We start from the raw sequence: 12,047 nt of genomic DNA, 5'->3' as shown, positions 1-12,047 counted from the left end.
CCGAAGTCCATGGACCCCAGGAAAATGCTGCTGCATTCCGCATTCGTTCAAGGTATGCTGCTGCAACGGTCTTGTATTGTTTCTAGCCATTTGATACTTCCGCAAACTTTGTAGAAAGTTCTCCATGCAGAAATACATCTCTGGGCTTCTAAAGGCAGTGGTTCGTGTGGTGGGTATGGGCGGTGTGGCCGTCGCAGTGGCTGGCTGTTCCGGCTTCGGCGGCGCTTACCCGGCAGCCCCGGTCAAGGCATCTGCCCCCGATTACAACTATATCGTCGGGCCAGGCGACATGCTCAACATCATCGTCTGGCGCAGCCCCGAGTTATCACAAAGCGTGCCGGTACGGCCCGATGGCCAAGTGTCTACGCCGTTGGTGGACGGGCTCGTTGCGCAGGGCAAGACATCGGCGCAAATCGCACGAGATGTGGAAAAAGAGCTGGCCAAATATGTGCGCGATCCGGTGGTTACCGTGATCGTGACAGGTTTCGTCGGCCCGTACAGCGAGCAGATCCGTGTCGTTGGCGAAGCGGCAAAACCGCAGTTTCTTGCCTACAAACAAAACATGACGGTGCTCGACGTGCTTATCGCTGCGGGAGGTCTGACCGATTTCGCGGATGGTAACCGCGCCACCCTCGTGCGGGCAGCAGAGGGCAACAAGCGCTACACCGTGCGCTTGAACGATCTGATCAAGCGCGGTGACATCGATGCCAATGTGGATGTGCTGCCTGGCGACATTCTCATCATTCCCCAAGGATGGTTCTGACGCGGATGGGCACAGTCGGAGCGATCACGCGATAGACCGCGCAGTTTGCATGCGATAGGGGGGCGGATGGACGAGCTTTTAAGTCAGATCACCACAACCGTGCGCGGGATGTGGACCTATCGCCGGTTGGCCATGCTTGTTGCCTGGCTTGTGGGGGTAGTAGGGATAGGGGTGGTACTGTTGATGCCCGACCACTATCAGGCATCGGCACGCGTGTTCTTGGATACGCAATCCATTTTGCGCCCGCTCATGACAGGCATTGCCGTGCAGCCCAACATCGAGCAGCAGGTGGCCATGCTCAGCCGCACGTTGATCAACCGGCCAACGGTGGAGCGGCTGGTGCGCCAGGTCGATCTCGATTTGGGGGTGAAGACCAAGGCAGACAAGGATGCGTTGGTGGATGCCGTTACCAAAGCGATCAGCATCCAGAGCGCGGGGCGCGACAATCTTTACACCCTGTCCTATAGCGCTCAGCGCCCGGAGGTGGCGCAGCGCGTTGTCCAGTCCCTCTTGACGATTTTTGTCGAGTCCAGTTTAGGGGCTTCGCGCCAGGACTCGGACAGCGCGCGCCGCTTCCTTGATGAGCAAATTAAAAGCTATGAGGCCAAGCTGACCGAAGCCGAAAGCCGGCTCAAAGATTTCAAACTGCGCAATATCCAGATGCAGTCCCAAGCGGGACTGGACTCTGCGGGACGCGCCGCAGAGATTGCCAACATGCTGAGCCAGGCGCGCCTCGAACTGCGGGAGGCCGAGAGCGCGCGCGCTGCCGCCAGTCGCCAACTGGAGACGCTCCGTCTGCAATCTCAGCAGTCTCTCGCGGGATTGGGAGCCCCGGTGCAGACCCCGGAGATCGACGCACGTTTAGACGTGCAAAAACGCAATTTGGATACGCTTTTGCAGCGCTACACCGATGCGCACCCTGACGTGACCAATACGCGCCGTTTGATCGAGGAACTCGAAGCGCAAAAACGCCTAGAGGTGGAAGAGTTGCGACGAAAGGCACTGGAATCTCCTGCGACGAACTCCGTGCCATCCAGCCCGGCCGTGCTGGAGCTCAGTCGAGCATACTCTGCGGCCGAAGTGCAGGCCGCCTCCTTGCGCGCGCGCGTCGCTGAATACGAATCTCGCGCCAGCCACATACAGCAGCAGCTGAAGGTGGCGCCGCAGCTGGAGGCGGAGTTGGCACAGCTCAATCGGGACTACCAAATTCACCAGAAAAACTACGCGGATTTGGTGTCGCGGCGCGAGTCTGCCTTAATGTCAGGTGAGCTGGAAAACACGTCCAGCGTGGCCGATTTCCGTGTCATCGACCCGCCGCGTGTGAACCCAAAGCCTGTGGCTCCTAACAGGGTTTTGTTGTTGCCGGTGTCCTTGTTGGCGGCACTGGCTGCCGGGTTGGGCATCGCGTTTGTTGTGAGCCAAATCCGGCCGGTAATTTTCGACGGCGCGGCGCTGCGGCAGTTAACCCACTTGCCTCTCTTGGGCGTTGTCGACCTGATTCCCAATGAGGACTTACATCAACGCGAGAAACGCAGCTTCAGGCGCTTCATGCTGGCGTTGATGGCTCTCATTGTTCTTTACGCAGGCGGTATGGCAGCACTGTCCTACCAAACTCGCCTCCTCGGATGAGACGCAACCATGACCAGCTCCATTGAAAAAGCCGCTCAGCGCTTAGAGCAATTGCGTAACGCTGGTACGCCCGTTCCGGGTGAAGCGGTACACCTTGATCCGACTAGCGCCCCACAGCAAACGAAGTCCAGTCTGCCAGTGGCCGAGTCTCTCTTCCAAAGCAGCAAAAGTGCTGAGGACGCTTCGTCGCCGAAGCAAGTTTCAAAAAGTGTCCAGGTCGACTTGGCATCGTTGGCTGCAGCCGGCTTTGTCACACCCAACGCACCTCGCTCAGCCACCACGGACCAGTTTCGCGTCATCAAGCGTCCCCTCTTGGACAATGCAACTGGTAAAGGCGCGGCGTTGGTGGCCAACGGCAACCTCATCATGGTGACCAGTGCCATGCCTGGGGAAGGCAAGAGCTTCATGGCCATCAACTTGGCCATGAGCATGGCGATGGAGCTGAACCATACGGTGATGTTGGTGGACGCGGATGTGGCGCGCCCCTCGGTCATGAGCACGCTGGGATTGCCGCAAGCGCGTGGCTTGCTGGATCTGTTGCTCGATCCGACGATTGGTGTGTCCGATGTGCTGCTGCGCACCAATATTGATAACTTCACCTTGTTACCTACAGGGCTTCCCCACCAACGCGCAACGGAACTATTGGCCAGCGATGCCATGGTCGCGTTGCTGGAAGATATGAGCAAGCGTTACAGCGATCGCATTATCGTCTTCGATTCGCCACCCTTGCTGCTCACTACCGAAGCACGGGCGCTGGCAAGCCACATGGGTCAGATTGTCATGGTGGTCCAGGCGGAAAAGACTCTGCAGTCCCAGGTTCAGCACGCCCTGTCCACCATCGAGGCATGTCCCATCAAGCTCATGGTGCTCAACCAAGCCCGCACCGGTGGCGTGGGAGCGTATGGGTATGGCCATGGTTATGGCTATGAGCACACGCATGGCAGAGCGCGATCAGCCGCTGTCGCGGCATGACGCACACAGGAGAGCCCGAGTGAAGCCAACGTACCGCCGTGTCGTAAGCCCTCCATTCGCTCGCTGTGCCTTTTTACTGCTGGTCACTGCGCCGGCATTTGTGGCACGCCCTGTCGCAGCACAACAAATGGAGGAATCCACTGAGCCGCGGCAACCCAGTATCTGGATGGAGCCACGAATATCACTGCAGCATACGGTGACCAGCAATGCCCGACTGGAGGCCACTCCCGTCAGTGATCAGGTGACGGAGGTGATTCCAGGCTTAAGGCTGGTCAGCAACACGGCCCGGATCAAGGGGTTTTTTGATTATTCGCTCCGTGGGATCCATTACGCCCGGGGAACGGGCTCTGACCACGTATTGCACAACTTGAACGCAAACGCTGTCATCGAGGCGATCGAACAACGTGCCTTTGTCGATGTGGAAGGCGTCGTTGCATCGCAGCCCATATCGGCTTTTGGTGCTCCAGTCGGCGGCTCTCCGGCCAATCCCAATGCCACGCAGAGCTCGAGTTTCCGTGTCTCCCCGTACTTGCGCGGCCGCTTCGGTTCCTTAGCAGACTACGAGGCGCGCTACAGTGCGCAAGACACCCACACCAATACAGCAATTCGTTCCAATATTCTGACCCAGGACTGGCTTTTGCGCCTGGGCAACAGAAGCAGCGGCCAAGTGCTCGGGTGGTCCGTCGATGCCAGCCAACAGACCGTTGACTATTCTCTGGGCCGCAACATTGATACTGCCACTCTGCGAGCCCATCTTGTATATGCCATCTCGCCGCAGATAGCCGTGTCTGGTGTTGTGGGTGCCGAGTCCACCAACCAGCTATCACCGATCCGTGAGTCCAACAGCATCGTGGGCTTGGGCGCCGTTTGGCAACCTTCCGAGCGTACGCGCCTGTCTTTCGATCACGAAAGAAGGTATTTTGGAAATGCCCATAACGTGGTATTGGAGCACCGTACCGGGCTCACCGTCTGGCGCTACACCGACAGCCAGGGCGTCTCCAGCGGGCAGAACGCACAGTCGGCGTCCCTAGGATCGCTGTTCGACCTGCTCAACGGGGTTTATGCCCGGCAGGAGCTCGACCCCATCCGGCGTACCCAGTTCGTATTGGCAGAGATCGAACGCCTGGGCTTGCCAGCCAACCTGCAAGTATTTCCGGACTTTTTGCGGTCTTCGAGTTCATTGCAGCGGGCCCAGCAGCTGTCGCTGGCGTTTCTAGGCCAGCGCAGCATGCTGACCCTGGCAGCGACGCGGACCGACAATCGGCGCCTGGACACTATTGCGCGTTCCTTGGGCGACGATTTTGATACCAACACCCGTATTCGGCAGCGCGGCTGGAGCCTTTGGCTGGCACACCGTCTCACACCGAACTCTTCGCTCAATGCGAGCTGGATCGAGCAGCAAAGCATGGGCACGGTTTCTGGCCTGGAAACGCGGGTGCGTTCGCTCTCATTCGGCTTGAATACTTTGCTGGCGCCGCGGACGAACGGGGGAGTCCAGATACGCCGCGTTGTCTCCGGTGGCCCCGCCATCCCTTATCGCGAATCGGCCGTAATCGGTACCATCACGCACCGGTTCTGATCCATGTACGAAGCGTTCTATGGCTTGAAAAGCAAGCCTTTTCAGCTCAATCCCGATCCGGGCTTCTACTTCAGTAGCAAGCAGCACCAACGCGCCCGTGCCTACTTGGAATACGGCGTCATGCGCTGCGAAGGCTTCATCGTCATCACGGGCGAGGTCGGGGCTGGCAAGACCACGATCGTTCGCGGCTTGCTCGACAGCCTGGATCCGGACAGCATCGTGGCCGCCCATCTGGTGAGCACGCAACTGGGGGCTGAAGACACGCTTCGCCTGGTGGGCGCTGCTTTTGGGGTGCCTGTGCACGGGGTCTCCAAAAGCGGTTTGCTACTGGCATTGGAAGCGTTTTTTGTCGCACAGACCTTGCGAGGCAAGCGCTGCCTACTGATCGTCGACGAAGCGCAGAACCTACAGCCCCAGGCTGTGGAAGAGTTGCGCATGCTCTCGAATTTCCAAAATGGCCGCGACGCATTGCTGCAGACTTTTCTGGTTGGTCAGCCCGAATTTCGACAAATCTTGCAAAGTCCTGGCATGGTGCAACTGCGCCAGCGGGTGACTGCTGCATGCCATCTGGGACCGTTGGATGCCGATGAAACACGACAATATATTCTGCACCGCCTCAAATGCGCAGGCGCAACCGATAAGCCCACTTTCGATGCAGAAATTTTCGACAGTGTGCATTGCCATACGGGAGGCATTCCGCGGCGCATCAACAACCTGTGCGATCGCGTCCTCTTGCAAGGGTTTCTGAGCGACCGAACCCATATCGACCCTGAGTTGGTCAATGAGATCATCCACGAGCTGCAAGCAGAAATGCACATGCCTCCTGCAGAGCCCAGGGAGGGGGCGCATTACGCTCCATTGCAGCGCGTCGGAGAAACGCACTCCGATGGCCCCCCCGCAGGCAATGCAGAACCTTTGGCGCTGGACCTGGACCTGGACGCTGCGCTTGCCGACACCATGGACCACCAATTGGCGCACATTGCGGCCGAGCAACTGAGCGCGCGCCTGCTGCGCATTGAGCACAGCGTTCTGCGCCAAGAGCGCGTGAACCTTGAGATCCTGGTGCATCTACAAAAGTTGGTGGCCACTGTTCGCCGCCCGAGTCCAGGCAACGCCACCAGTTAACCCCGGACCTACGACCATGTGCAGCACGCTTCCCATCACCAACGCGCTGACCATTGACGTCGAGGATTACTTCCAAGTGTCCGCGTTCGCGCCTTTCATCAGGCGCAGCGAATGGGATACCCGCGAATGCCGCGTGGAGCGCAACATGGACCGTATTCTGGCTTTGCTGGACGGCTGTGGCATCCATGCAACCTTCTTTACCTTGGGCTGGATTGCTGAGCGTTACCCGAAACTGGTGCGTCGAATTGTGGACGAAGGGCACGAACTCGCCAGTCATGGCTACGGCCACGAACGGGTAAGTGACCTTTCCGCCCAGGAATTTTTCCAAGATATCCAGCGCGCTAAGTCTTTATTGGAGGACATCGCTGGCGTGCCTGTGCAGGGCTACCGCGCTCCCAGTTTTTCCATTGGTGAGAGCAACCTATGGGCACTCGACTCGCTTGAGCGTGTCGGCCATCGCTATAGCTCGAGCATTTACCCAATTCAGCACGACCATTACGGCATGCCGGACGCGCCGCGGTTTGCCCACCAGATACGTGAGAAACTAATTGAAGTGCCTTTGACCACCCTACGCGTGTTCAACCGTAATCTGCCGTGCAGCGGTGGTGGATTCTTCCGGTTACTGCCCTACGAACTGTCGCGGTGGATGATTAAGCAGGTCAACCTTTGCGACGCCGAACCTGCCGTCTTCTACTTTCACCCCTGGGAGATCGACGCCGAACAACCCCAAATTCCAGGCCTCGGACTCAAGACGCGTTTCCGTCATTATGTGAACATTCGCCACACCGAGCAACGATTTTCACGATTGCTCCAAGACTTTCGTTGGGGCCGTATGGATCAGATTTTCCTCCAAGAATCATGTCAGCCGGTATCGGTGGTTATAAATTAAATGCTCGCTGGATTCGCTCGCTAAAGGCGCCCCATGAATAAGAGCAATTTAACGTGCGCCCACGGCGTGCATGATCAACTCATCGACAGAACTAAGGTTTGTTTTTGTCACCTATTGAGTTGTTTGCAGGACCGACATATGATTTTATTGGGTGGTTTCATAGATGTTCGAGATGATGAGTCTGTGGGGTCGATCCGTGGCCTCTGTCCATATACGCACATGGGGATTATTGGTGCATGGCGCGCCAACCCGCGAGACCTAGCGTTTGTTGACACAGGTAGCTTTCTGATTCCGGTGAGTTCGTCATTAACTTTGCAGACTCGCCCCTTTCATTGAGCATTTGATGCCGTTGATCAGAAGAATCCCAGAACCGTGGCGCCAGCCATTATTGGCACTGTGTTTGCTGCAGATGGCAATTCTGCTTCTTTTTTGGCGCACTGCCTTGGGCATGGTTACGATCTGGTCCACATCTGATACGTACGCCCATGGTTATGTCGTTCCGCTGATTACGCTCTGGCTGTTGTGGCGTATTAGGGATCGGTGGGTTATCAAGACTCCACAATCGTCTAGGTGGGCAGGGGTCTTAATGACCATCGTGGCCGTGTTTTGGCTGCTTGGTGACTTGGTAGTGGTGAATGCAACCACTCATCTTGCATTGGTAGCCTTGCTCGTTCTAAGCGTTCCGGTAATACTCGGATGGGACATCGCAAGGATAATGATATTTCCCTTGGCATTTCTATTCTTTGCAGTTCCGATAGGCGACTTTATGCTGCCGCAACTCATGGAATGGACCGCTGACTTCACAGTCGTTGCGCTGCGATGGACGGGAATTCCCGTCTATCGAGAGGGTCTTCAATTCATTATCCCGTCGGGCTCGTGGTCTGTCGTGGAGGCCTGTAGTGGTATCCGATACCTTATCGCTTCCATTACGGTCGGCTGCATATTTGCGTACCTTACCTATACGAGCTTACGCAAGCGACTGATCTTCGTCGGTATTTCGATCCTAGTACCGCTCGTAGCCAACTGGCTGCGCGCCTATATGATTGTCATGATCGGACACTTCTCTGGCAATGAGCTTGCGACTGGGGTCGATCACCTGATCTATGGCTGGGTATTCTTCGGGATCGTGATTTTCTTCATGTTGCTCATTGGGTCGCATTGGGAAGACCAGTTGACGGCAGGCGAAAAATCGGCTGTTGAGAGCAGTACCACATCAGTACACGAAAGACCGGCTATTCCGTCCAGGGATGTTTGGGTGGCTTTTGCGGTTGCACTGACTGTCGTGGCATTTCCTCATCTGGCCAAGGTTGCGCTTCTTCAAAGCGTGTCTTCCAATCCGGTGGTGTTGTCCGCCGTGCAGGCGCAGCCTCCTTGGCACGGTGCGGATACGGCCCCGGCATTCTGGACGCCCAATTTCCAGAACCCATCGGCGAGCAGTCACACTGGCTATATAGGGCCGGATGGTCAGCGTGTCGGGTTGCACCTCACCTATTTCCGCCAGCAAAACAACAAGCGCAAGTTGGTGACGTCGTCAAACGTGCTAGTGGATAGCGACGACATGCGGTGGTCTCGTGTTTCCTCGGGTACCAGTGATGTGAGCTTCGGCGGCGTGCCCACGCGGGTTGCGACAGCGGTGCTTCGTGAGCAGGGAGGAGGGTTGGCCCGCACCACGGATCGCATATTGACGTGGCGATTTTATTGGGTCAACAACAGGTTTATGTCCAGTGACGTTATGGCGAAGCTTCACACTGCTTTGGGGCTGCTTGCAGGACGGGGCGATGACGGAGCCATCATCGTGCTCTATACCGTGTTGCCGACGATTGCACCGACTGCGGAGGCCGAAGCCCAGGGAAATCACATTTTGCAGGCCTTCCTTTCTGTTCACGGCAGTGCCTTGCGAACTACGCTTGGCATGGTTCGCGAGGGGCACTGATCATGTGCGGCATTTCCGGCCTATTCGATACCCAAGGTCAGCGCAACTTCAATCGAGCGCTGGTCTCGCATATCAACAACATGCAGTCTCACCGCGGCCCCGACGAAGACGGACTTCACCTTGAGCCCGGCCTCGCGCTGGGTCACCGGCGCTTGTCTGTGATCGACCTGACCACTGGCCAACAGCCGCTGTTCAACGAAGATGACAGCGTGGGAATCGTCTTCAATGGTGAGATTTACAACTTTCAGGAACTGGTGCCCGAGCTCAAGGATATGGGGCACTGTTTCAAGACCCGCAGCGATACCGAAGTCATCGTCCACGCTTGGGAGGCCTGGGGTCCTGCATGCGTCCAGCGCCTGCGCGGCATGTTCGCTTTTGCTCTGTGGGACCGCAATCAACAAACGCTGTTCCTCGCGCGCGATCGCATGGGCGTCAAGCCCTTGCATTACGCTTGGCTACCTGACGGCAGCTTCATCTTCGGCTCTGAGCTCAAGGTGATAACCGCCCACCCCGGTTTTGTGCGCTGCATTGACCCACTGGCCGTGGAAGAGTACTTTTCCCTGGGCTATGTTGCCGACCCGCGTTGCATATACCGTCAGGCCCACAAGCTCCCACCGGCCCATACATTGCTGCTGCGCCGCGGAATGCCCAGCCAGCCCGCGCCCCAGCCCTACTGGGACGTTTATTTCAGCAATGACAATCCCGTCAATCTAGCTGAAGCTGAAAGCGAACTGCGCGAGCGTGTAAAGGAGTCGGTGCGCCTACGCCTGATCGCCGACGTTCCCCTCGGCGCCTTCCTCTCCGGCGGTGTTGACTCCAGCGCCGTAGTAGCCACCATGGCTGGATTGTCCAGCTTGCCAGTGCACACCTGCGCCATCGGTTTCGACGACCCCCATTACAACGAATCAGCCTTTGCCCAGCAGGTGGCCGACCTCTACCGAACCGACCATCGGCTCGAAATCGTCAAGAGCGACGACTTCGACCTCATTGATACCTTGGCCAGGCTCTATGACGAGCCCTTCGCCGACAGTTCGGCCATTCCCACCTACCGGGTCTGCCAGATGGCACGCAAGCATGTGACCGTGGCGCTCTCGGGCGATGGAGGCGACGAGAGCCTGGGTGGCTACCGACGCTACAGCATGCACCTGGGCGAGGAGAGCGTGCGTAGCCGCGTGCCCCACGGCCTGCGCAGCCCGCTGTTCGGTTCGCTCGGCATTCTGTACCCCAAGGCCGACTGGGCACCGCGCATGTTCCGCGCCAAGACCACCTTTCAGGCCATGGCCATGGACACGGTACAGGCCTACCACCACAGCATGTCGCACCTGCGGGTTGACCAGCGCCAGCGCCTTTTTTCGCCGGAGTTCCAGCGCAGTCTTGGCGGATACAGCTCGCTCGACGTGTTTCGCCAGCACGCAGGCAAAGCGCAGACCGAAGATCCGCTGGCCCTAATCCAGTATCTGGACTACAAGACGTGGCTGGTCGGCGACATCAACACCAAGGTGGACCGCGCCAGCATGGCGCATTCGCTCGAAGTACGGGAACCGCTTATGGATCATCATCTCGTCGAATGGCTGGCCACGCTGCCCAGCAGCCTGAAGATCCATGGTGGGCAGGGCAAATATGTGTTCAAAAAAGCTTTCGAGCCACTACTGCCGCGCGACGTGTTGTACCGGCCCAAGATGGGATTTTCAGTGCCATTGGCCAGTTGGCTGCGGGGACCACTGGCCGTGCGCATGTGCGAGTCGGTGCTTAGCCAGCGCATGCTGGATTCGGGATATTTCAATGTCGAGACACTGCGGGCACTGATTAATCAGCATATGAACCGCAAATACGATCACTCGACGGTGTTGTGGATGCTGATCATGTTTGATGCTTTCCTCCGCTATGCCCAGACGCCCGCACAGGCTGTGCCCACTGCTGTCACCCGTGCGGCGGCCACACCCATATGAACACCACACAGCTCCGCCGGCGGATCGTTCATGTGGTTTACAGCTTCTCGGCGGGAGGATTGGAAAACGTCATCGTTCAACTAATCAACCGTTTGCCAGCTGACCAGTTCGAGCACGTGGTAATGGCGCTTACCACCATCAGCGATTTCAAGAATCGCATTACCCAACCAGGTGTGCGGTTCATCGAACTGGAAAAACAGCCGGGTCATGCGGTACCGTTATATCCGCGCATTTACAAGCTGCTGCGTGAAATAAAACCCCACGTGGTCCACACTTGCAACCTCGCTGCGCTAGAGGTCACGCCGCTGGCTTGGTTGGCCAGGGTGCCGCTACGCATTCACGCCGAGCACGGATGGGACTCACACGATCCCAAAGGGATGAGCAAGAAGTACCGTCGCGTGCGCAAACTCTACAGGCCCTTTGTGAGCCACTATGTCGCGGTGTCGAAAGACCTGTTTCGCTACCTGGCCGACGGAGTGGGAATTCCTCAGTGCCGCAGAACTTTGATCGTCAATGGGGTGGATACCGATGCTTTCCGTCCAGCGGACGCCATCGGAGTTGGCCTGTCGGGTTGCCCTTTCTCGGCGGCCGAGCACTGGATCATCGGAACCGTCGGGCGCATGCAGACCGTCAAGAATCAGCCAATGCTTGCACGCGTATTCGTACGATTGATAAACGAGCATCCAGAGGCGAGGTACCGAATGCGTCTCGTCATGGTCGGCGACGGCCCGTTGAAAAAGGAAGTCGAGCAGATACTGAGCCGCGGCGGCCTACAGGATCTGGCTTGGCTCCCGGGTACACGTTCTGATGTGGCCGACGTTCTCAATCAACTCCGTTGTTTTGTTTTGCCGTCGCAGGCCGAGGGAACATCCTGCACGTTGCAGGAGGCCATGTCCTGCAGATTGCCAGTAGTCGCGACAGCCGTGGGCGGGACCCCCGAGGTCGTACAACACGGTCGGAACGGACAGTTGGTTCCTGCGGATGACGAGGCGGCGATGGCCGAGGCAATATGGACGGTTTTCTTGGACGAAAGCATGGCCATTGCTCAAGGCGCCGCTGCCAGGAAAACGGTGGTCGATCATTTTGGCCTTCAGGCGATGGTCGATCAATACAGTCCGATATTTTTGGGCTCGTTGGCCACATGAACTCTCTCAAGTCCTTGCCAGTCGCTGGCCTTCATTCAATGGCTTCGAAGTCCCGGGCTTGTT

9 protein-coding genes are annotated in these 12,047 nt (G+C 57.7%); all 9 read left to right on the top strand.

Annotated elements, in window-relative coordinates:
• Positions 1-124: 124 nt before the first annotated feature.
• Positions 125-763 (top strand): XrtA/PEP-CTERM system exopolysaccharide export protein, encoded by a 639-nt coding sequence (locus B2J86_RS09790; protein WP_169167493.1) that lies wholly within the window; start codon positions 125-127, stop codon positions 761-763.
• A gap of 66 nt (positions 764-829) precedes the next feature.
• Entirely contained in the window at positions 830-2,392 is a 1,563-nt protein-coding gene (locus B2J86_RS09785) for an XrtA system polysaccharide chain length determinant (protein WP_173025411.1), read from the top strand.
• 9 nt (positions 2,393-2,401) lie between these two features.
• Positions 2,402-3,364, top strand: coding sequence for an XrtA-associated tyrosine autokinase (locus tag B2J86_RS09780; RefSeq protein ID WP_173025410.1), 963 nt, complete (start codon positions 2,402-2,404; stop codon positions 3,362-3,364).
• A gap of 19 nt (positions 3,365-3,383) precedes the next feature.
• Complete coding sequence (locus tag B2J86_RS09775) at positions 3,384-4,943, top strand: TIGR03016 family PEP-CTERM system-associated outer membrane protein (RefSeq protein ID WP_371736370.1); 1,560 nt, start codon at positions 3,384-3,386, stop codon at positions 4,941-4,943.
• A 3-nt stretch (positions 4,944-4,946) separates the two neighbouring features.
• Positions 4,947-6,068 (top strand): XrtA/PEP-CTERM system-associated ATPase, encoded by a 1,122-nt coding sequence (locus tag B2J86_RS09770; RefSeq protein WP_173025408.1) that lies wholly within the window; start codon positions 4,947-4,949, stop codon positions 6,066-6,068.
• Positions 6,069-6,084: 16 nt separating this feature from the next.
• The gene (locus B2J86_RS09765) at positions 6,085-6,957 is read left to right on the top strand and encodes an XrtA system polysaccharide deacetylase (RefSeq protein WP_173025407.1); all 873 of its coding nucleotides are present in this window, start codon (positions 6,085-6,087) and stop codon (positions 6,955-6,957) included.
• Positions 6,958-7,300: 343 nt separating this feature from the next.
• On the top strand, positions 7,301-8,890 hold the full coding sequence (xrtA, locus tag B2J86_RS09760) for an exosortase A (protein WP_173025406.1): 1,590 nt from the start codon (positions 7,301-7,303) through the stop codon (positions 8,888-8,890).
• A gap of 2 nt (positions 8,891-8,892) precedes the next feature.
• A complete protein-coding gene (locus B2J86_RS09755) occupies positions 8,893-10,839 on the top strand; it encodes an XrtA/PEP-CTERM system amidotransferase (RefSeq protein ID WP_173025405.1) in 1,947 nt (648 codons plus the stop codon).
• A complete protein-coding gene (locus B2J86_RS09750; RefSeq protein WP_173025404.1) occupies positions 10,836-11,984 on the top strand; it encodes a TIGR03088 family PEP-CTERM/XrtA system glycosyltransferase in 1,149 nt (382 codons plus the stop codon). Before B2J86_RS09755 ends, B2J86_RS09750 begins: the two co-directional genes overlap by 4 nt.
• The last annotated feature ends 63 nt before the right edge of the window (positions 11,985-12,047 follow it).

Origin of the sequence: Acidovorax sp. SRB_14 (assembly GCF_012932145.1) — a bacterium.
Classification (GTDB): domain Bacteria; phylum Pseudomonadota; class Gammaproteobacteria; order Burkholderiales; family Burkholderiaceae_C; genus Simplicispira.
Note: the sequence above shows the minus strand (reverse complement) of the source record. Positions and strands in the feature narration are given on the sequence as shown.